21 protein-coding genes are annotated in these 19476 nt (G+C 63.8%); 15 read left to right on the top strand and 6 right to left on the bottom strand.

From position 1 onward, the window contains the following. Positions 1 to 21 precede the first annotated feature (21 nt). The 3 genes from CAG46_RS18130 to CAG46_RS18140 form a co-directional block, all read right to left on the bottom strand. Positions 22 to 1704 carry a ShlB/FhaC/HecB family hemolysin secretion/activation protein gene (locus CAG46_RS18130; protein WP_085618223.1) on the bottom strand — a complete coding sequence of 561 codons (1683 nt, stop codon included), beginning with the start codon at positions 1702 to 1704 and terminating at the stop codon, positions 22 to 24. Positions 1705 to 1864: 160 nt separating this feature from the next. Further along, entirely contained in the window at positions 1865 to 2419 is a 555-nt protein-coding gene (locus CAG46_RS18135; RefSeq protein ID WP_025337906.1) for a murein L,D-transpeptidase family protein, read from the bottom strand. A gap of 22 nt (positions 2420 to 2441) precedes the next feature. Beyond that, a complete protein-coding gene (locus CAG46_RS18140) occupies positions 2442 to 2993 on the bottom strand; it encodes an NUDIX hydrolase (protein WP_085618225.1) in 552 nt (183 codons plus the stop codon). A 125-nt stretch (positions 2994 to 3118) separates the two neighbouring features. Between CAG46_RS18140 and CAG46_RS18145 the strand changes: the two genes are divergently transcribed. The 5 genes from CAG46_RS18145 (at position 3119) to purT (ending at position 6403) form a co-directional block, all read left to right on the top strand. Further along, complete coding sequence (locus tag CAG46_RS18145; RefSeq protein ID WP_003252125.1) at positions 3119 to 3718, top strand: CoA pyrophosphatase; 600 nt, start codon at positions 3119 to 3121, stop codon at positions 3716 to 3718. A gap of 44 nt (positions 3719 to 3762) precedes the next feature. Continuing rightward, a complete protein-coding gene (locus CAG46_RS18150) occupies positions 3763 to 4287 on the top strand; it encodes a gamma carbonic anhydrase family protein (RefSeq protein WP_015269134.1) in 525 nt (174 codons plus the stop codon). Beyond that, a complete protein-coding gene (locus CAG46_RS18155) occupies positions 4280 to 4474 on the top strand; it encodes a DUF1289 domain-containing protein (protein WP_024086383.1) in 195 nt (64 codons plus the stop codon). Before CAG46_RS18150 ends, CAG46_RS18155 begins: the two co-directional genes overlap by 8 nt. Positions 4475 to 4677: 203 nt before the next feature. After that, entirely contained in the window at positions 4678 to 5145 is a 468-nt protein-coding gene (locus CAG46_RS18165) for a VUT family protein (RefSeq protein ID WP_003252131.1), read from the top strand. A 76-nt stretch (positions 5146 to 5221) separates the two neighbouring features. Beyond that, positions 5222 to 6403, top strand: a complete 1182-nt coding sequence (purT, locus tag CAG46_RS18170) for a formate-dependent phosphoribosylglycinamide formyltransferase (RefSeq protein ID WP_085618228.1) — start codon at positions 5222 to 5224, stop codon at positions 6401 to 6403. A gap of 139 nt (positions 6404 to 6542) precedes the next feature. Here the strand turns inward: purT and CAG46_RS18175 are convergent, their stop codons facing one another. From CAG46_RS18175 to CAG46_RS18185, 3 genes are all read right to left on the bottom strand, one after another. Next, entirely contained in the window at positions 6543 to 7844 is a 1302-nt protein-coding gene (locus tag CAG46_RS18175) for an MFS transporter (protein ID WP_025337910.1), read from the bottom strand. A 275-nt stretch (positions 7845 to 8119) separates the two neighbouring features. Continuing rightward, positions 8120 to 9325, bottom strand: a complete 1206-nt coding sequence (locus tag CAG46_RS18180) for a transporter associated domain-containing protein (RefSeq protein ID WP_085587600.1) — start codon at positions 9323 to 9325, stop codon at positions 8120 to 8122. A gap of 9 nt (positions 9326 to 9334) precedes the next feature. Continuing rightward, positions 9335 to 10144: an inner membrane protein YpjD gene (locus tag CAG46_RS18185; protein ID WP_025337912.1), complete on the bottom strand. Its 810-nt coding sequence runs from the start codon at positions 10142 to 10144 to the stop codon at positions 9335 to 9337. 325 nt (positions 10145 to 10469) lie between these two features. Between CAG46_RS18185 and ffh the strand changes: the two genes are divergently transcribed. The 10 genes from ffh to thrC all read left to right on the top strand — a co-directional run bounded on the left by ffh (position 10470) and on the right by thrC (position 19370). Then, positions 10470 to 11846, top strand: coding sequence for a signal recognition particle protein (ffh, locus tag CAG46_RS18190; protein WP_013971189.1), 1377 nt, complete (start codon positions 10470 to 10472; stop codon positions 11844 to 11846). A 259-nt stretch (positions 11847 to 12105) separates the two neighbouring features. Continuing rightward, positions 12106 to 12357, top strand: coding sequence for a 30S ribosomal protein S16 (gene rpsP, locus CAG46_RS18195; protein ID WP_003259424.1), 252 nt, complete (start codon positions 12106 to 12108; stop codon positions 12355 to 12357). A 5-nt stretch (positions 12358 to 12362) separates the two neighbouring features. Continuing rightward, the gene (gene rimM, locus CAG46_RS18200) at positions 12363 to 12899 is read left to right on the top strand and encodes a ribosome maturation factor RimM (RefSeq protein ID WP_025337913.1); all 537 of its coding nucleotides are present in this window, start codon (positions 12363 to 12365) and stop codon (positions 12897 to 12899) included. A gap of 3 nt (positions 12900 to 12902) precedes the next feature. After that, positions 12903 to 13655, top strand: coding sequence for a tRNA (guanosine(37)-N1)-methyltransferase TrmD (gene trmD, locus CAG46_RS18205; protein ID WP_003252146.1), 753 nt, complete (start codon positions 12903 to 12905; stop codon positions 13653 to 13655). A 42-nt stretch (positions 13656 to 13697) separates the two neighbouring features. Continuing rightward, positions 13698 to 14048, top strand: coding sequence for a 50S ribosomal protein L19 (gene rplS, locus CAG46_RS18210; protein WP_003252148.1), 351 nt, complete (start codon positions 13698 to 13700; stop codon positions 14046 to 14048). A gap of 94 nt (positions 14049 to 14142) precedes the next feature. Then, positions 14143 to 14550, top strand: coding sequence for an acyl-CoA thioesterase (locus CAG46_RS18215; protein WP_025337914.1), 408 nt, complete (start codon positions 14143 to 14145; stop codon positions 14548 to 14550). A 170-nt stretch (positions 14551 to 14720) separates the two neighbouring features. Further along, positions 14721 to 15617: a site-specific tyrosine recombinase XerD gene (xerD, locus tag CAG46_RS18220; protein ID WP_085618231.1), complete on the top strand. Its 897-nt coding sequence runs from the start codon at positions 14721 to 14723 to the stop codon at positions 15615 to 15617. A 153-nt stretch (positions 15618 to 15770) separates the two neighbouring features. After that, positions 15771 to 16514 carry a thioredoxin fold domain-containing protein gene (locus tag CAG46_RS18225; RefSeq protein WP_025337916.1) on the top strand — a complete coding sequence of 248 codons (744 nt, stop codon included), beginning with the start codon at positions 15771 to 15773 and terminating at the stop codon, positions 16512 to 16514. Between the two features lie 83 nt (positions 16515 to 16597). After that, positions 16598 to 17902 carry a homoserine dehydrogenase gene (locus tag CAG46_RS18230; protein WP_046616085.1) on the top strand — a complete coding sequence of 435 codons (1305 nt, stop codon included), beginning with the start codon at positions 16598 to 16600 and terminating at the stop codon, positions 17900 to 17902. A gap of 58 nt (positions 17903 to 17960) precedes the next feature. After that, a complete protein-coding gene (gene thrC, locus CAG46_RS18235; protein ID WP_010952565.1) occupies positions 17961 to 19370 on the top strand; it encodes a threonine synthase in 1410 nt (469 codons plus the stop codon). The last annotated feature ends 106 nt before the right edge of the window (positions 19371 to 19476 follow it).

Consider the following 19476-nt stretch of genomic DNA (forward strand, 5'->3'; position numbering starts at 1 on the left):
GTTCTCTTTGTTGTGGGTGAATCAGATGTTCAGGGCCAGTTCCACTACCCAGAAGCCGGGTTCCAGCAGCGGGCGGGGCAGGTCGCTGGCGTACAGCGCGCGTTGGTAGCCCAGGCGCAGGTGGCTGCCGGGCAGGCTCAGTTCGGCACCGGCGGTGGCCCCGGCAAGGCGTTGTGAAGGCTTGCCTTCGGCAGTGCGGGTCCAGCCCAGGTCCAGGCCGATGTAGGGGCGTACTTGCAGGGGAGCGGTCCAGCCCTCCGGCAGCGGCTGACTGACGGTGTTGCGCCAGGCGGCGCTGCTGGCACCGGAGTAGGTACGCAGGCGAAACCCGCGCACGGCCGAATCGTCGCTGACCAGCAACTGCTCGACGGCAGGTAGCGGGTCACTGCTGTATTGCAGACTCAGCTCGCTCTGCCAGCGCCATAAGCGGCTGGCCGGGCCCTGGCGCAGGTGCAGCAGGTTGGCGCGGTACTTGCGAAAATCCGGGCGCAGGCGTTCCGCCCCCAGCGGTGAGCGGTCAGCGCCGAAGGCGTCGATACCCTGGGCGACACCGAGGTAGCCATTCCACAGGCCTCCCTGGAGCCAAAGCAGGTTGATACCCGCCTCCACGGAGACCAGGGTGGGGCTCTGCTGGACGATCACCGCGCCAGCGCTGCGGTTGACCATTTGCTTGCGGTCCAGCCGGGCGCTGGCGCTGAGCATGCCTTGCTGGTTGCGCCACAGTACCCGCTCGACGCTCAGGCCCTGGTAGCTGCTACTGCCGTCGGTTACCTGGCGGCTGTGTGGGAGCGGCGCCTCGTAGCGCAGCTCGCTGGCGCTGAGCGCGAAGGTCCAGGCGCCGTAGGGGATGCTGTAGTACAGCGAGATGCCTTGGCTTTGCCCAGGCGCATCGAGCACCGTGCCGTTCAGCGACAGGCGCAGGTCATCATTGAGGCCCAGTGGGCTGTCCAGGCCGAAGCCGAGGTTCAGGCGATGACGCCCGGTCAGGTCGCTGCCGCGGTTGTCGAAGCGGCTGTCCAGGTGCCCGCGCGAGGCCACCTTGCGCGGCTGCACGACAACCCGGGTGCCGCCCTGCAGTTCGCCGGGCAGCAATTCTGCGGACAGGTCATAAGCGCGCAGGCGGTTGAGCTGGTCGAGGCCTTGCTCCAGGGCTGGCAGGTACAGTGGCTGCCCGAGCAGGCCGGGAAAGGCGCCGGGGAGGGACAGGGGCAATTCGGGGCCGGCCATTTCGATGGTCTCGACGAACCCCTCGACGATGACCAGGTTCAGCGGTGCGCCGTCTTGTGGCGGTTGCTGCAGGTAAGGCCGGCTGGTTGGGTATCCGGCTTGTACATAGCGCTGGGTTATGGCTTTCAGCAGCCCGTTGATTTCCGCAATGCCCATGCACGGGGTAATGAACCTGCGAAGGGTTGGCGTTAGCGCCGAGTCGGAAAGCTTGCGGTTGCCGGCCACGCGTACGCCGGTGATGGCCCAGCAGCGCTGGTCGTGCGGGAGGGGGGCGGTGGTGTCGTGGCTTTCAGCCGGGGCGGGCTGGCGCTGCCAGCGTTCCAGCCGCTGTTGCTGTTCCAGCTGTTGCAGCCCGCGCTGCTGATCGCGCAGTTGCTGGCTGGCGGGGTCGTCGGCCAGCGCCCGGGTCGCGGCCAGCAAACCGGACAGGCAGCAGGTGAGCGCCCAGCAGGTGGCGCGGTGAATGTGGAACGGCATTGAAGCACCCCGCAAATGATGTACGGATTTCGTACTCGTCTGCGTGGATGCTAAAAACTAAGGGGTTCGCCTGGATGCAGTACCCGGCCTAAGCGCTTGTAAGGCGCGTTCTTGCCTGGAGGTGGGAAGCTTCCTACAGCATCAGTTGAAAGGCCCGCTATCAGGGCCGAATTTCGATCAACGTGCCATCCCGCACCAGGTCCCACACTTCCTGCATGTCGCGGTTTCGCATGGCAATACAGCCGTCCGTCCAGTCCAGGGTGTGGAAGTACCACTCCGGATACTCGTCGTTGATCGGCGTGCCATGGATCATGATCATGCTGCCGGCGCTCACCCCTTCGCGGGTGGCACGGGCGGCATCGGTGATGTTCGGGTAATTGATGTGCATGGCCAGGTTGAAGCGGTCGCTCTGCTTGCGCCAGTCCAGCCAGTACAGGCCCTCGGGGGTTTTCTTGTCGCCTTCGCGCTCCTTGGCGCCCTTTGGCTGCTTGCCTAGCGAGATACGGTAGGTTTTCAGCGGTTCGCCACGGCTGATCAGCTGCAGGCGGCGCTCGGACTTGATCACCAGTACCTTGTCGATCAGCGGTTGCATGGCCTGCTGCGAAGGCGATGGGGTTTGCGCTGCCGGCTGGGGCTTGCGGATGATGGTCTCGGTGAAGGCCGCCTGGGACACCGAGGTAACGCAAAGGCAGAAAAGGGCAAGCAACCAGCGCATGTAACGGTATCCCTGAAGGCTTCTAGGTAATGGGCGAGACGTTCATCGGCGGCAGGTATTCATGGCCTATGGGGTAGTGCTGCCCGATGCGATCGCGATAGTAGCATTCTAGTGTGCGAGTGACGGTGCGGAAAGCCAGCTCGCCCCACGGTATCTCATGTTCCTCGAACAGCCGCACCTCCAGGCTTTCGACACCGACCGCGAAATCAAGGTCCGCCAGCTCGGCGCGGAAGAACACGTGCACCTGGTTGATGTGTGGCAAGTCGAACAGCTGGTACAGGTTCATGCTGCCGACCCGGGCGCAGGCCTCCTCGACGGTTTCGCGACGGGCGGCCTGATCGAGGGTTTCGCCGTTTTCCATGAAACCGGCAGGCAAGGTCCAGAAACCGCGGCGTGGCTCGATGGCGCGCCGGCACAGCAGCACCTGGCTGCCCCAGGTCGGCAACACGCCGGCGACGATGTTGGGGTTCTGGTAGTGGATGGTCTGACAAGACTCGCAGACATACCGCAGGCGGCTGTCGCCATCGGGGATCCGCTGAGTGACCGGCTGGCCGCACGCGCTGCAGAATTTCATGTGTCGTTCCTTTTTGCTCTGGGCTATCTTGGCGCGCCGGCCGTGCTGCCGCAAGCGCACGGGGCTTGGGTGCTTCGCGCCTTTGGTGCATCATGCAAGGCAGGCCTTGGATACGAGCGTGCGCAATGCTGGACGAGCTACTTCGCCGAATGAGCAACCACCAACCCGCATCACTGGAAACCGACCGGCGGTTCCCCGAAGCGGCGGTCCTCTTGCCCATTACCCGCAGCGAAGCGCCCGAACTGGTCCTGACCCTGCGCGCCAAGGGCCTGTCCACCCACGGCGGCGAAGTGGCCTTTCCCGGTGGCCGCCGTGACCCGGAAGACCCGGACCTGGTGTTTACCGCGCTGCGGGAAGCCGAAGAAGAAATCGGCCTGCCGCCAGGCCTTGTGGAAGTGATCGGCCCACTCAGCCCGCTGATTTCGCTGCACGGCCTGAAAGTGACGCCATTCGTCGGGCTTATCCCCGATTTTGTCGAATACCGTGCCAATGATGCCGAGATCGCGGCAGTATTCACCGTGCCGCTGGAATTCTTCCGCCAGGACCCGCGCGACCATACCCACCGTATCGATTACCAGGGGCGCAGCTGGTATGTGCCCAGCTATCGCTATGGCGAATACAAGATCTGGGGGTTGTCGGCGATCATGATCGTCGAACTGGTCAACCTGCTGTTCGATGCCGGCATAAGCCTGCACCAGCCCCCTGAGCGTTACATCGAAAACTGAGCGGGGCCAACCCCGTCGTCTGCGTTGCAGCCTGAGGAGCAAGCATGAAATACCGCCTGGGCGACCTGCGGGTCGAGAGCCACCCTACCAGTTGGGCCGCACCCAACGCCACGCTGATCGGCAAGGTGCGCCTGCAGGCCGATGCCAGCGTGTGGTTTGGCGCGGTGCTGCGCGGGGACAACGAGCTGATCGACATTGGCGAGGGTAGCAACGTGCAGGATGGCACGGTGATGCACACCGACATGGGCTCGCCGCTGACCCTGGGCAAGGGCGTGACCGTTGGCCACAACGCCATGCTGCATGGTTGCACGGTGGGCGACTACAGCCTGGTTGGTATCAACGCGGTCATCCTCAATGGCGCGCGCATCGGCAAGCATTGCATCATCGGCGCCAATGCGCTGATTGCAGAAGGCAAGGAGATCCCCGACGGTTCGCTGGTGATGGGCTCGCCGGGCAAGGTGGTGCGCGAGCTGACCGAACAGCAGAAGCGCATGCTCGAAGCCAGTGCCGCGCATTACGTGCACAATGCCCAGCGTTATGCACGGGAGTTGGTGGTTGACGATGAGTGATGTGGTAGAGCGGCCGGTGGCCTCGCCGTGCGTGAGTATCTGTGCGCTGGACGAGCAGGATATCTGCACCGGTTGCCAGCGAACCGTGGCCGAGATCGGCCGCTGGGGGCGGATGGACAACGACGAGCGCCGGGCGGTGCTCAAACTTTGCCATGAAAGGGCAGTAGAGGCCGGCCTCATCCTGTAGGGCTGACTCGCCCCCCTGTGGGAGCGGGTTCACCCGCGAACACCGGCGCAGCCGGTGCCATCCACCGTGTTGGATTCTTCGCGGGTGAACCCGCTCCCACAGGCTGCGCGTAGCCCTCGAACCTGATGCTGTACCTTTGAGAGCGGGTTTACCCGCGAACCAGCCAGCGGTAATCTGTGCGGCTTGCCCACAGACTACCCGCCATGTTCTATCTGATTGCCTACATCAGCAGCGTAGTGCTGATCAACTACGCCTTCTCCAGCGCGCCACACCTGGACATCATCTGGTCCGCCTGGGGCGGCCTGGTGTTCATCCTGCGCGACATGGTGCAGACCCGCTTCGGCCATGGCGCCCTGGTCGCCATGCTGGCGGCACTGGTGCTGTCCTATGTCACTTCGGAACCGGCCATCGCCCTGGCCAGTGCCACCGCGTTCTTCATTTCCGAACTGATCGACTGGCTGGTGTTCAGCATCACCCGCCGGCCGCTGCGCGACCGCTTGTGGCTGAGCTCGGCGCTGAGTATCCCGGTGGACACCTTCATCTTCTTCGGCATGATCGGCGCCCTGACCCCAGCCGTGATCGGCACCGCCATGGCCTCGAAATTCGCCGGTGTCACCGCCGTGTGGCTGGCCATGGCATTTCGCGCCCGGCGGGCCGCCGTGGCGGGTTGATGGTGTAGAATAGCGGTCCTTTTTCAGCGGGCGGCGCCAAGCCTGGTGCGGCCCCGGACGCCTTCGAGGACCTGAAATGACCCGTATCGGAACCCCCTTGTCGCCCACCGCGACCCGTGTACTGCTCTGCGGCTGTGGCGAGCTGGGCAAGGAAGTGGTGATCGAGCTGCAGCGCCTGGGCGTCGAAGTGATCGCCGTCGATCGCTACGCCAATGCCCCGGCAATGCAGGTGGCGCACCGCAGCCACGTGGTCAACATGCTCGATGGCCTGGCCCTGCGCGCGGTGATCGAGGCCGAGAAGCCGCACTACATCGTCCCTGAAATCGAAGCCATCGCCACCGCCACCTTGGTCGAGCTGGAAAACGAAGGTTTCAACGTGGTGCCGACCGCCCGCGCCACCCAGCTCACCATGAACCGTGAAGGCATCCGCCGCCTGGCCGCCGAAGAGCTGGACCTGCCAACCTCGCCGTACCACTTCGCCGACACCTACGAAGACTACGCCAAGGCCGTGGCCGATGTTGGCTACCCATGCGTGGTCAAGCCGGTAATGAGCTCGTCGGGCAAGGGCCAGAGCCTGCTGCGCAGCGATGCCGACCTGCAGAAGTCGTGGGACTACGCCCAGGAAGGCGGCCGCGCCGGCAAAGGCCGGGTCATCGTCGAGGGCTTCATCGACTTCGAATACGAAATCACCCTGCTGACCGTGCGCCACGTTGGCGGCACCACCTTCCTCGAGCCTGTCGGCCACCGCCAGGAAAAGGGCGACTATCAGGAATCGTGGCAGCCGCAGGCCATGAGCCCGAAGGCGCTGGCCGAGTCGCAGCGGGTGGCCAAGGCGGTCACCGATGCCCTGGGCGGTCGTGGCCTGTTTGGCGTGGAACTGTTCGTGAAGGGCGACCAGGTGTGGTTCAGCGAAGTCTCGCCACGCCCGCATGACACCGGCCTGGTGACCCTGATTTCCCAGGACCTGTCGCAGTTTGCCCTGCATGCCCGGGCCATTCTTGGCCTGCCGATTCCGGTAGTGCGCCAGTTCGGCCCTTCGGCTTCGGCGGTGATCTTGCCCGAGGGGCAGTCGCAGCAGACCAGCTTTGCCAACCTGGGCGCGGCGCTGAGCGAGCCGGATACCGGCATTCGCCTGTTCGGCAAGCCGGAAATCAACGGTACCCGCCGCATGGGTGTGTGCCTGGCGCGTGACGAGTCGGTTGAAGCGGCGCGTGCCAAGGCGACCCGTGCTTCGCAGGCGGTCAAGGTCGAGTTCTGATCCGGGATCGTAAGGGGCCGCGTTGCGGCCCTTTCGCCGGCAAGCCAGCTCCCACAGGGACTCCACAAGGCTTGAGGGCTGTGGAGGCTTTGTGGGAGCTGGCTTGCCGGCGATGGGCTGCAAAGCAGCCCCTGCTTTCTCAAAGTTCGGTATTGCGGGTCTCTTTCAGGCACAGCACGGCAATCAAGCTGATCACCGCCGCCACCGACACATAGCCCCCCACCCAGCTCAACCCACCCATGCTCACCAGCTTCTGGGCAAAGAACGGTGCCGCCGATGCGCCGACGATGCCGCCCAGGTTGTATGCCGCCGAAGCGCCGGTATAACGCACGTGAGTCGGGAACAGTTCAGGCAGCAGTGCCCCCATCGGCGCAAAGGTCACGCCCATCAGGAACAGTTCGATGGCCAGGAACAGCGCCACGCCTGCGGTCGACCCCGAAGTCAGCAGCGGCTCCATGGTAAAGCCCGAGGCCACTGCCAGCAGGCCGCCGACGATCAGCACCGGTTTGCGCCCGTAGCGGTCGCTGAGCCAGGCCGACAGTGGTGTGGCCAGGGCCATGAACACTACCGCGAAGCACAGCAGGCCAAGGAACGTCTCGCGGCTGTAGCCCAGCGTGGTCACGCCATAGCTCAGCGAGAACACCGTGGAGATGTAGAACAGCGCGTAGCACACCACCATCGCCGCTGCGCCCAGCAGGGTCGGCAGCCAGTATCTGGAAAACAGGTCGACCACCGGCATTTTCACCCGCTCGTGGCGGGCGACGGCCTTGGCGAATACCGGGCTTTCTTCAAGCTTCAGGCGCACATACAGGCCCACCAGTACCAGCGCGGCGCTGAGCAGGAACGGAATGCGCCAGCCCCACTCGCGGAACTGCTCGTCGCTGAGCACCAGGGCCAGGGTCAGGAACAGGCCGTTGGCGGCCAAAAAGCCGATCGACGGGCCCAGCTGCGGGAACATGCCGAACCAGGCGCGCTTGCCTTCCGGCGCGTTCTCGGTGGCCAGCAAGGCCGCGCCCCCCCATTCGCCACCCAGGCCCAGGCCTTGGCCAAAGCGCAGCAGGCAGAGGATGATCGGCGCCCATACACCAATGCTGTCGTAGCCTGGCAGCACGCCGATGGCCGTGGTGGACACGCCCATCAGCAGCAGCGAGGCGACCAGGGTCGACTTGCGGCCGATACGGTCGCCAAAGTGGCCGAACAGCGCCGAGCCCAGCGGGCGCGCCAGGAAGGCGATACCGAAGGTGAGGAAGGCCGCCAGCATCTGCGCGGTGCCTGACCCGGACGGGAAGAACACCGGGCCGATCACCAGGGCGGCGGCAGTGGCGTAGACGTAGAAATCGTAGAACTCGATGGCGGTGCCGATGAAGCTGGCGGTGGCTACCCGCGCGGGCGAGTTGACCGGTGCGGCAGGCGCTTCGGCATAGGTGCTGCTGGTTGTCATTGAATAGGTCCCTGACAGTCTGGTCCGGCTCCATTGGGATAAGCCCCGCGGCGTGCAATGCAAAAGGGCAGGCACGGTGGCGCGGGCGCCGGAGCGTTTTGTTGTTGTGTGCGCCCGACTGACGATAGCCCAAGGGGGATAGGGGCGGGGGCGGGCACTGTTCGGGGTGTTGAAGCAGGACCGCAGGGCGTGTCAGTGGAGCGGACTGGCCGTGGAGCGCCGGGTGCGGGTAGCAGGCGGGACGGCGGGGCTGGGTAAGCGTGACCCGAGTATAGCTATCGGGTCACGGTCCACACCAGTACCTTGCTGGCACAATTGTCCTCTGTTTCAAGGATTTCCAGGCGATAGCGGCCGATCTTCAGGCAAACGGCGCTTTCCGGGATGCTTTCCAGCGCCTCGGTGACCAGCCCGTTGAGGGTTTTCGGCCCGCCGTCGCAGGGCAGGTGCCAGCCCAGGCTGCGGTTGATCTCGCGCAGCGAAGCGGTGCCGTCGATGACGAAGGTGCCATCGGGCTGCGGGTGCACGTGAGGGTTGTCCAGGCTGTGTTCATCCTCGAACTCGCCAACGATCTCCTCGAGGATGTCTTCCAGGGTGACGATGCCCAGCACTTCGCCGTACTCGTCCACCACCACACCCATGCGGCGCTGCTGTTTGTGGAAGTTCAGCAGCTGCATTTGCAGGGGCGTGCTCTCGGGCACGAAATAGGGCTCGTAGCAGGCGCCGAGCAGCATCTCCAAGGTCAGCTCGGCCTTGGGCAGCAGGTGGCTGATCAGCTTGGTATTGAGGATTGCTTCAACCTGGTTGATGTCGCTGTGGTACACCGGCAGGCGGGTGTGGCGGCTGACGATCAGTTGCTCGATGATGCGCTCGATCGGCTCGTCGAGGCTGATGCCGTCGACTTCGTTGCGCGGTACCAGGATGTCGTTGACGGTCATCTTGTCCAGTGACTGCAGGCCGTCGAGCAGGCCGTGACGCGGTGCTTCGTGTTCCTCATCCTCGTCGAACTCGTCGGCTTCCTGCGGGTGCAGGGCCACGGCCGTGGGTTGCACGCGGAACGGACGCAGGATCAGTTTGGCGATGCCATCCAGCAGGTAGGCCAGCGGTTGCAACAGGGCGAGGGGTACTTTCAGCAGGCTGGTGCCGAGGCTGACGAACGCCTGCGGGTTGCGCCGGGCCAGGCGCCGCGGCAGGTATTCGGCAAACACCAGCAGGACGAGGGTGGCGGCCAAACCGGCCAGCCAGAAGCCGTGCTCGCCGCTATGGCGCTGGCCAACCAGGCAGGCCAGGCCCAGCACCAGCAGCTTGCCCAGGCTGGCGCACAGCACCAGGGCCTGGGCCGGCAGCACGGGCTGGCCGTCCTCGCCGGTGCGCAGCGCGCCATTGAGTTGCAGGCGGGCGGCATCCACCGCGGTGAACAGCGCCGACCACAACAGCGCCAGTGCCAGGGTGCCGAATAGCGGTGCGTACGGCAGGGTATCCATGGGCGGCCGTCAGATATGCAGGATGAATTCGCGAACCAGCTTGCTGCCGAAATAGGCCAGCATCAGCAGGCAGAAACCGGCCAGCGTCCAGCGGATGGCCTTGTGGCCACGCCAGCCCAGGCGGGTGCGGCCCCACAGCAGCACGCTGAATACCACCCAGGCGACACAGGCCAGCAGGGTCTTGTGTGCCAGGTGCTGGGCGAACAGGTTGTCGAGGAACAGCCAGCCGGAGATCAGCGACAGCGACAGCAGGCACCAGCCGGCCCAGAGGAAACCGAACAGCAGGCTTTCCATGGTTTGCAGCGGCGGGAAGTTGCGGATCAGCCCGGACGGGTGCTTGTTCTTCAGCTGGCGGTCCTGCAGCAGCAACAGCAGTGCCTGGAACACCGCGATGGTGAACAGCCCGTAGGCGAGGATCGACAGCAGGATATGCGCGAGGATGCCCGGCTCTTCGTTGACCAGCGGCACTGTGCCGGGTGGCGCGAACTGGGCCAGCAGCGCGGTCACCGCGCCCAGCGGGAACAGCAGCACCAGCAGGTTTTCCACGGGTATGCGCAAGCAGGCCAGCAGAGTCAGGGCGATGACCGCCACGGCGATCAGGCTGGCGGCACTGAAGAAGTCCAGGCTCAGGCCCAGCGGGGTGATCAGCTGGAAGAACAGCGCACCGGCCTGGGCGAGTACCGCGAAGGCACCCAGCAGGGCAAGCAGGCGCTTGTCGGCCTTGCGGTTCTGGGCAAGGTAAGAGCCCTGATAGATTGCCGCAGCTATATATAGGCCGGCGGCGATCAGGTTGGGGATGAGGCTGGGTGAGGAGAACATAAGTCCTGGTTGGCGAGCCTTAAAGAGACGGAGTTTGGCATAGATCGCGCTGGTCTAGGAAGACTGGCAGACCGCGGTGCGGCATTCGCGGGTGAACCCGCTCCCACAGGTACGGCGCCGGTTTCGAATGTGGTGCAGACCCTGTGGGAGCGGGTTCACCCGCGAAGAGGCCGGCACAGCCACCGAATATCTACCAGGCCGCCAGCAAGGTGTGCGCCGCCGCCGCACTTCGCTATAATCGCCGCCTTGCTGCGCCCGGCGGGTATGCATTCCCCCCCTGGGCGCCTGACAAACCTCGGCTTTTACTGGGCCTGAAAGGATCACCATGTTCGAAAACCTGACCGACCGCCTGTCACAGACGCTGCGCCATGTCACCGGCAAGGCCAAGCTGACCGAAGACAACATCAAGGACACGCTGCGCGAAGTGCGCATGGCCCTGCTCGAGGCCGACGTTGCCCTGCCGGTGGTCAAGGATTTCGTCAACAGCGTCAAGGACCGTGCAGTCGGCACCGAAGTGTCGCGCAGCCTGACCCCGGGCCAGGCGTTCGTGAAGATCGTCCAGGCCGAACTGGAAAGCCTGATGGGCGCGGCCAACGAAGACCTCGCGCTGAACGCCGCCCCGCCCGCCGTGGTGCTGATGGCCGGCCTGCAGGGCGCCGGTAAGACCACCACCGCCGGCAAGCTGGCGCGCTTCCTCAAGGAGCGCAAGAAAAAGAGCGTGATGGTGGTGTCCGCCGACGTCTACCGCCCGGCAGCGATCAAGCAGCTGGAAACCCTGGCCAACGACATCGGCGTCACCTTCTTCCCGTCCGACATCAGCCAGAAGCCGGTGGCCATCGCCGAAGCGGCCATCCGCGAAGCCAAGCTGAAGTTCATCGACGTGGTCATCGTCGACACCGCCGGCCGTCTGCACATCGACGCCGACATGATGGACGAGATCAAGGCGCTGCATGCCGCGGTCAAGCCGATCGAGACCCTGTTCGTGGTCGACGCCATGACCGGCCAGGACGCCGCCAACACCGCCAAGGCCTTTGGCGAGGCGCTGCCGCTGACCGGCGTGGTGCTGACCAAGGTCGACGGTGACGCCCGTGGCGGTGCCGCGCTGTCGGTGCGTGCCATCACCGGCAAGCCGATCAAGTTCATCGGTATGGGCGAGAAGACCGAAGCCCTCGAACCGTTCCACCCCGACCGCGTCGCCTCGCGCATCCTCGGCATGGGTGACGTGCTCAGCCTGATCGAGCAGGCCGAGCAGAACATCGACAAGGCCAAGGCCGACAAGCTGGCCAAGAAGCTGAAGAAGGGCAAGGGCTTCGACCTCGAAGACTTCCGCGACCAGCTGCAGCAGATGAAGAACATGGGCGGCCTCGGCGGCCTGATGGACAAGCTGCCGAGCATCGGCGGGGTCAACCTGTCGCAGATGGGCAACGCCCAGGGCGCCGCCGAGAAGCAGTTCAAGCAGATGGAAGCGATCATCAACTCCATGACCCCGGCCGAGCGCCGTGATCCGGAGCTGATCAGCGGCTCGCGCAAGCGCCGTATCGCCATCGGTTCCGGCACCCAGGTGCAGGACGTCGGCCGCCTGATCAAGCAGCACAAGCAAATGCAGAAGATGATGAAGAAATTCTCCGCCAAGGGCGGCATGGCCAAGATGATGCGCGGCCTTGGCGGGATGCTGCCGGGCGGCGGCATGCCGAAGCTGTAAACCCTATTCCGGGGGCCTGCCGTTTGTCCGGCAGGCGCCCAGACCCCCCGCCGTGGCGGGGCAATGGCCGCGGATTTCGCGGCTCAACCGGCAGATCTGGACGGCAGGGCAGGGCCTTGCCGAAAAAGTCATTTGCAAATGTCCGTGTATTCCCCGAGAATATGCGGCCTTTTGGGCACCCGTGTGCCTATTTGGCATTCAGATTTGCAGTACCAGCTGCTGTATCAACTGCAGCACCGACTATAGGAACGATGTTCACATGGTAACCATTCGTCTGGCCCGTGGCGGCTCGAAAAAGCGCCCATTCTACCACCTGACCGTGACCAACTCGCGTAACGCCCGTGACGGCCGTTTCGTTGAGCGCGTAGGTTTCTTCAACCCGATCGCTGCTGGCGCCGAAGTCAAGCTGTCGGTCAACCAAGAGCGCGTCAACTACTGGCTGAGCCAGGGTGCACAGCCGTCTGAGCGCGTTGCTCAGCTGCTGAAGGACGCTGCCAAGGCTGCTGCCTGAGTAGTATGAACGCGACGCCAGAAAAGGCTGACGACCTCATCGTCGTTGGCAAGATTTTTTCGGTTCACGGCGTTCGCGGCGAGGTGAAGGTGTATTCCTTTACCGATCCGATTGAAAACCTGTTGGATTATCCGCGCTGGACGCTTCGGCACGAAGGCAAGGTAAAGCAGGTCGAGCTGGTCAACGGTCGTGGCTCCCAGAAGGGCCTGGTCGTGAAACTGAAAGGCCTCGATGATCGTGATGAAGCCCGTCTTCTGAGCGGTTACGAAATCTGCATTCCGCGGAGCCTTTTGCCCAACCTGGCTGCTGACGAGTACTACTGGTACCAGTTGGTGGGCCTGAAGGTCATCAACCAGGACGAACAACTGTTCGGCAAGGTCGATCATCTGTTGGAGACCGGTGCGAACGATGTAATGGTGGTCAAGCCCTGCGCAGGCAGCCTGGATGATCGCGAGCGTCTGTTGCCCTATACGGCGCAATGCGTGCTCGACATCGACCTGGAAGCAGGCGTGATGCGGGTTGAATGGGATGCGGACTTCTAAACGATGGGTAACCTTCGCGTAGACGTCATCACGTTGTTCCCCGAGATGTTCTCGGCCATCACGGAGTACGGCATTACCAGCCGCGCGGTGAAACAGGGGTTGCTTCAGGTGACTTGCTGGAACCCGCGGGACTACACCACAGATCGTCACCACACGGTGGATGATCGGCCGTTTGGCGGTGGTCCGGGCATGGTGATGAAAATCAAGCCTCTGGAAGACGCCCTGGTTAGTGCCAGGCAAGCGACCGGAGCAGCGGCGAAGGTGATCTACCTTTCGCCACAAGGCCGCAAGCTGACTCAGCAGGCGGTCAAAGGCCTGGCCGAACAGGAATCGTTGATCCTGATCGCCGGTCGTTATGAAGGCATCGACGAGCGCTTTATCGAGGCTCATGTCGATGAGGAGTGGTCGATTGGCGACTATGTGCTTTCCGGTGGCGAGCTGCCGGCCATGGTACTGATCGATGCGGTTACACGGCTGCTGCCCGGAGCTTTAGGGCATGTGGATTCGGCGGAAGAAGATTCCTTCACCGACGGTCTGCTCGATTGCCCGCACTACACCCGGCCTGAGGTGTATGCGGATCAGCGTGTTCCCGACGTGTTGCTAAGTGGCAACCATGCACACATCCGGCGTTGGAGAATGAAGCAGTCCCTTGGTAGGACCTTCGAACGACGCGCCGATCTTCTGGAAAGTCGCTCGCTTTCTGGAGAAGAGAAGAAGCTGCTCGAGGAATATCTCCGCGAGCGGGACGATAGTTAAACGTATCGATGGTGGATCACGTATCCATCTTAGGAGCACAGCATGACCAACAAGATCATCCAGCAGCTCGAAGCCGAGCAGATGAGCAAGGAAATCCCGACCTTCGCACCAGGCGACACCGTTGTCGTTCAGGTTAAAGTGAAGGAAGGTGAGCGTTCCCGTCTGCAGGCGTTCGAAGGCGTCGTTATCGCCAAGCGTAACCGCGGTCTGAACAGCGCCTTCACCGTGCGCAAGATCTCCAGCGGCGTTGGCGTAGAGCGTACCTTCCAGACCTACAGCCCGCAAATCGACAGCCTGGCCGTGAAACGTCGTGGTGACGTGCGTAAAGCCAAGCTGTACTACCTGCGCGACCTGTCCGGCAAAGCCGCTCGCATCAAGGAAAAACTGTCCTGAGTGCAGTTTGCCCGGTGGCCAAGGCCGCCTAGCGAGAAAAAAGCAGCCTTCGGGCTGCTTTTTTGCGTTTTGAACCCCCGAAGATGTGATTGCCATGACTACCCGAGACCAGGAAATCCTGCGCCGCACCGAGCTGTCGGTGACCCGCGTGACCAAGGCGGTGTTCCCCAACACCACCAACCACCACAACACCCTGTTCGGCGGCACCGCCCTGGCCTGGATGGACGAAGTGTCGTTCATCGCCGCCACGCGCTTCTGCCGCCTGCCGCTGGTGACCGTGTCCACTGACCGCATCGACTTCAAGCACCCGATCCCGGCGGGCTCGATCGTCGAGTTGGTGGGATCGGTCATCAAGGTGGGTAATACCAGCTTGCAGGTGCAGGTGGATGTGTTCGTCGAGAACATGTACCTGGATGGGCGCGAGCGAGCGATTCATGGGGTGTTCAGCTTCGTCGCCATCGACGAGGACAAGCGCCCGGTGCCGGTTTTGCCCCAGGCCTGAGTTCTCCTGCACTGGCCCTTTCGCGGCTAAAGCCGCTCCCACAGGGATCGCACATACCTCGAGGGCGGTGATATTCCTGTGGGAGCGGCTTTAGCCGCGAAGAGGCCAGTACAGACAACAATTATGCTGCTGTGAAACACTAAGCCATCTCCAACACCCAGCAGCCCCGAATGCCCGCCCTAGACCACCCCCTGATCGACCAGTTCCTCGACGCCCTGTGGCTTGAAAGGGGCCTGTCCGACAACACCCGCATGTCCTACCGCAGCGACCTGGCTCTGTTCAACGGCTGGCTGCAGGAACACGGCGTCAGCTTGCCCGACGCCGGCCGCGACCTGATTCTCGACCACCTGGCCTGGCGCCTCGACCAGGGCTACAAGCCGCGCTCCACCGCACGCTTCCTGTCCGGCCTGCGCGGCTTCTTCCGCTACCTGCTGCGGGAAAAGCTGGTGGCCATCGACCCGACCCTGCAAGTCGACATGCCGCAACTGGGCAAGCCACTGCCCAAGTCGTTGTCCGAAGCCGACGTCGAAGCCTTGCTGCAGGCCCCGGACCTGGGCGAAGCCATCGGCCAGCGTGACCGCGCCATGCTCGAAGTGCTTTACGCCTGCGGCCTGCGGGTCACCGAACTGGTCAGCCTGGCCCTCGACCAGGTCAACCTGCGCCAGGGCGTGCTGCGGGTAATGGGCAAGGGCAGCAAGGAGCGCCTGGTGCCCATGGGCGAAGAGGCGGTGGTGTGGCTGCAACGCTACCTGCGCGATGGCCGCGCCGAACTGCTCAATGGCCGCCCCAGCGATGTCTTGTTCCCCAGCCAGCGTGGCGAGCAGATGACCCGCCAGACCTTCTGGCATCGCATCAAGCACCATGCCCGGGTCGCCGGCATCGACAAACCGCTGTCGCCGCACACCCTGCGCCATGCCTTCGCTACTCATCTGCTCAACCATGGCGCCGACCTGCGCGTGGTACAGATGCTGCTGGGCCACAGTGATCTGTCGACCACGCAGATCTATACCCATGTCGCCAAGGCCCGCCTGCAGCAATTGCACGCCCAGCACCACCCGCGTGGATGAATGTTTTTCATGTTCCGCCGACCGGTCCTTGCAAGGCCCTTCACCGGCGGTGTGATGTGGTAGGCTTGGGCGGTTTGCACCAAGGGCCGCACGGTCACCGCGTATTTTCCGCAGGTGGCGCCCTCCGGCCCCTGTCCGCCTTCAGGAGTTCCCATGCGCGTGACCCAGTTTTTCGCCGCCGCCGCGTTGGCGCTGGCCAGTACCTTTGCCGTTGCTGCGGCAACCGACAGCAATGCCACCGCCGAGCAGGCCATCCGTAAGTCGTTGCAGAACCTCGAGCTGGAAGTGCCCGTCGAAAGCGTGGCCAGCAGCCCGGTCAGTGGCCTGTATGAAGTCAAGCTGCAGGGCGGCCGCGTGCTTTATGCCAGCGGCGACGGCCAGTTCGTGATGCAGGGCTACCTGTTCCAGATCCAGGACGGCAAGCCGGTCAACCTCACCGAGAAGACCGAGCGCCTGGGCATTGCCAAGCTCATCAACGGCATTCCAGCCGCCGAGATGGTGGTTTATCCTGCCAAGGGCGAGACCAAGTCGCACATCACCGTTTTTACCGACACCACCTGCCCGTACTGCCACAAGCTGCACGCCGAGGTGCCCGAACTCAACCGCCGCGGTATCGAAGTGCGCTATGTCGCCTTCCCGCGCCAGGGCCTCGGTTCGCCGGGTGACCAGCAGTTGCAGGCCGTCTGGTGTTCCAGCGACCGCCGTGCGGCGATGGACAAGATGGTCGAGGGTGAGGAAATCAAGGCCGCCAAGTGCGCCAACCCGGTCAGCAAGCAGTTCCAGCTGGGCCAGTCGATCGGCGTCAACGGCACGCCGGCGATCGTCCTTGAAAGCGGCCAGGTCATTCCGGGCTACCAGCCGGCACCGCAGGTCGCCAAGCTGGCACTGGCCAAGTAATCCAATTCAGTACGCCGTCGTCATGGGGTGACGGCATGTTTCACGGTCGGCATAGGTGTCGGCCGTTCAATGGGGAGTTCACAGTGAAACCGGTCAAAGTAGGCATCTGTGGGTTGGGGACCGTCGGTGGCGGAACCTTCAATGTACTTCAGCGCAACGCCGAGGAGATCGCCCGCCGTGCCGGGCGCGGTATTGAAGTGGCACAGATTGCCATGCGCTCGCAGAACCCGAACTGCCAGATTACCGGTACCCCCATTACCGCTGATGTGTTCGAAGTTGCGAGCAACCCGGAGATCGACATTGTCATCGAGCTGATCGGTGGCTACACCGTGGCCCGCGAACTGGTGCTCAAGGCCATCGAAAACGGCAAGCACGTGGTCACCGCCAACAAGGCGCTGATTGCCGTGCACGGCAATGAAATCTTCGCCAAGGCCCGCGAGAAGGGCGTGATCGTCGCCTTCGAAGCGGCCGTGGCCGGTGGCATCCCGGTGATCAAGGCCATCCGCGAAGGCCTGTCGGCCAACCACATCAACTGGCTGGCCGGCATCATCAACGGCACCGGCAACTTCATCCTCACCGAAATGCGTGAGAAGGGCCGTGCCTTCCCGGATGTGCTGGCCGAAGCCCAGGCGCTGGGTTACGCCGAAGCCGACCCGACTTTCGACGTTGAAGGCATCGATGCCGCGCACAAGCTGACCATCCTGGCTTCGATCGCTTTCGGCATCCCGCTGCAATTCGACAAGGCCTACACCGAAGGCATCACCCAGCTGACCACTGCTGACGTGAATTATGCCGAGGCCCTGGGCTACCGCATCAAGCACCTGGGTGTGGCTCGCCGCACTGCCGAAGGTATCGAGCTGCGCGTACACCCGACGCTGATCCCGGCCGACCGCCTGATCGCCAACGTCAATGGCGTGATGAACGCCGTCATGGTCAACGGCGACGCTGCCGGCTCCACCCTGTACTACGGCGCCGGTGCCGGCATGGAGCCTACCGCTTCGTCGGTAGTCGGCGATCTGGTCGATGTGGTCCGTGCCATGACCTCCGACCCGGAAAACCGCGTACCGCACCTGGCCTTCCAGCCGGATTCGCTGTCGGCCCACCCGATCCTGCCGATCGAAGCCTGCGAAAGTGCCTACTACCTGCGCATCCAGGCCAAGGATCACCCTGGCGTACTGGCCCAGGTGGCCAGCATCCTCTCGGAGCGCGGCATCAACATCGAGTCGATCATGCAGAAGGAAGCCGAGGAACAGGACGGCCTGGTGCCGATGATCCTGCTCACCCATCGCGTGGTCGAGCAGCGTATCAACGACGCCATCGTCGCCCTGGAAGCCCTGCAGGACGTGGTCGGCAAGGTCGTGCGCATTCGCGTCGAGCAGCTCAACTAACAATAGTGCCGGCGGGCCGCCAGTGCGGCCCCGGCCCCAGCATCGAAGGTTTGCACCCATGCGCTATATCAGTACCCGCGGCCAGGCTCCGGCCCTCAATTTCGAAGACGTCCTGCTGGCTGGCCTGGCCAGCGACGGCGGTCTGTACGTCCCGGAAAACCTGCCACGCTTCACCCAGGAAGAAATCGCCTCGTGGGCCGGCCTGCCGTACCACGAACTTGCCTTCCGGGTGATGCGCCCGTTCGTCGAAGGCAGCATCGCCGACGCCGACTTCAAGAAGATCCTCGAAGAAACCTACGGCGAGTTCGCCCACGCCGCGGTTGCCCCGCTGCGCCAGCTGAACAGCAACGAGTGGGTGCTGGAGCTGTTCCACGGCCCGACCCTGGCGTTCAAGGACTTCGCCCTGCAACTGCTCGGCCGCCTGCTGGACCACGTGCTGGCCAAGCGCAACGAGCGCGTGGTGATCATTGGCGCCACCAGCGGTGACACCGGTTCCGCCGCCATCGAAGGTTGCCGCCGTTGCGACAACGTCGACATCTTCATCCTGCACCCGCACCAGCGCGTGTCGGAAGTGCAGCGCCGGCAGATGACCACCATCTTCGGCGACAACATCCACAACATCGCCATCGAAGGCAACTTCGACGACTGCCAGGAAATGGTCAAGGCCAGCTTCGCCGACCAGTCGTTCCTCAAGGGCACCCGCCTGGTTGCGGTCAACTCGATCAACTGGGCGCGGATCATGGCCCAGATCGTCTACTACTTCCACGCGGCCCTGCAGCTGGGTGGCCCGGCGCGTTCCGTGGCGTTCTCGGTGCCGACCGGCAACTTCGGCGACATCTTCGCTGGCTACCTGGCACGTAACATGGGCCTGCCGGTCAGCCAGCTGATCGTCGCCACCAACCGCAACGACATCCTGCACCGCTTCATGAGCGGCAACCAGTACGTCAAGGAAACCCTGCACGCGACCCTGTCGCCGTCGATGGACATCATGGTCTCGTCCAACTTCGAGCGCCTGCTGTTCGACCTGCACGGCCGCAACGGCGGCGCCATTGCCGAGCTGATGGCCAACTTCAAGCAAGGTGGCGGCTTCAGCGTCGAGCAAGACCGCTGGACCGAAGCGCGCAAGCTGTTCGACTCGCTGGCAGTGAGTGACGAGCAGACCTGCGAAACCATCGCCGAAGTGTTCGCCGCTACCGGCGAAGTGCTCGACCCGCACACCGCAATCGGCGTCAAGGCCGCCCGCGAGTGTCGCCGCAGCCTGGACACGCCGATGGTGGTGCTGGGTACCGCGCACCCGGTCAAGTTCCCGGAAGCGGTGGAGAAGGCCGGTGTTGGCAAGGCGCTGGAGCTGCCGGCGCACCTCAGCGACCTGTTCAGCCGTGAGGAGCGTTGCACGGTGCTGGCCAATGACCTGAAGGCCGTGCAGGGCTTTGTCAGCCAGCATGGCAACCGCGGCAAGCCGCTGTAACGGCGTTGCTTTCCGGGGCTGCTACGCAGCCCTTTCGCGACACAAGGCCGCTCCTACAGGAGAATCGCGTTCCCCTGTAGGGGCGGCCTTGTGTCGCGATGGGCCG

Source organism: Pseudomonas sp. B23(2017), from assembly GCF_002113725.1.
Classification (GTDB): domain Bacteria; phylum Pseudomonadota; class Gammaproteobacteria; order Pseudomonadales; family Pseudomonadaceae; genus Aquipseudomonas; species Aquipseudomonas putida_Z.

Coding starts and splice junctions, on each gene's coding strand:
- CAG46_RS18130 (WP_085618223.1), bottom strand. CDS start 1,704: ATGCCGTTCCACATTCACCGCGCCACCTGCTGGGCGCTCACCTGCTGC.
- CAG46_RS18135 (WP_025337906.1), bottom strand. CDS start 2,419: ATGCGCTGGTTGCTTGCCCTTTTCTGCCTTTGCGTTACCTCGGTGTCC.
- CAG46_RS18140 (WP_085618225.1), bottom strand. CDS start 2,993: ATGAAATTCTGCAGCGCGTGCGGCCAGCCGGTCACTCAGCGGATCCCC.
- CAG46_RS18145 (WP_003252125.1), top strand. CDS start 3,119: ATGCTGGACGAGCTACTTCGCCGAATGAGCAACCACCAACCCGCATCA.
- CAG46_RS18150 (WP_015269134.1), top strand. CDS start 3,763: ATGAAATACCGCCTGGGCGACCTGCGGGTCGAGAGCCACCCTACCAGT.
- CAG46_RS18155 (WP_024086383.1), top strand. CDS start 4,280: ATGAGTGATGTGGTAGAGCGGCCGGTGGCCTCGCCGTGCGTGAGTATC.
- CAG46_RS18165 (WP_003252131.1), top strand. CDS start 4,678: ATGTTCTATCTGATTGCCTACATCAGCAGCGTAGTGCTGATCAACTAC.
- purT (WP_085618228.1), top strand. CDS start 5,222: ATGACCCGTATCGGAACCCCCTTGTCGCCCACCGCGACCCGTGTACTG.
- CAG46_RS18175 (WP_025337910.1), bottom strand. CDS start 7,844: ATGACAACCAGCAGCACCTATGCCGAAGCGCCTGCCGCACCGGTCAAC.
- CAG46_RS18180 (WP_085587600.1), bottom strand. CDS start 9,325: ATGGATACCCTGCCGTACGCACCGCTATTCGGCACCCTGGCACTGGCG.
- CAG46_RS18185 (WP_025337912.1), bottom strand. CDS start 10,144: ATGTTCTCCTCACCCAGCCTCATCCCCAACCTGATCGCCGCCGGCCTA.
- ffh (WP_013971189.1), top strand. CDS start 10,470: ATGTTCGAAAACCTGACCGACCGCCTGTCACAGACGCTGCGCCATGTC.
- rpsP (WP_003259424.1), top strand. CDS start 12,106: ATGGTAACCATTCGTCTGGCCCGTGGCGGCTCGAAAAAGCGCCCATTC.
- rimM (WP_025337913.1), top strand. CDS start 12,363: ATGAACGCGACGCCAGAAAAGGCTGACGACCTCATCGTCGTTGGCAAG.
- trmD (WP_003252146.1), top strand. CDS start 12,903: ATGGGTAACCTTCGCGTAGACGTCATCACGTTGTTCCCCGAGATGTTC.
- rplS (WP_003252148.1), top strand. CDS start 13,698: ATGACCAACAAGATCATCCAGCAGCTCGAAGCCGAGCAGATGAGCAAG.
- CAG46_RS18215 (WP_025337914.1), top strand. CDS start 14,143: ATGACTACCCGAGACCAGGAAATCCTGCGCCGCACCGAGCTGTCGGTG.
- xerD (WP_085618231.1), top strand. CDS start 14,721: ATGCCCGCCCTAGACCACCCCCTGATCGACCAGTTCCTCGACGCCCTG.
- CAG46_RS18225 (WP_025337916.1), top strand. CDS start 15,771: ATGCGCGTGACCCAGTTTTTCGCCGCCGCCGCGTTGGCGCTGGCCAGT.
- thrC (WP_010952565.1), top strand. CDS start 17,961: ATGCGCTATATCAGTACCCGCGGCCAGGCTCCGGCCCTCAATTTCGAA.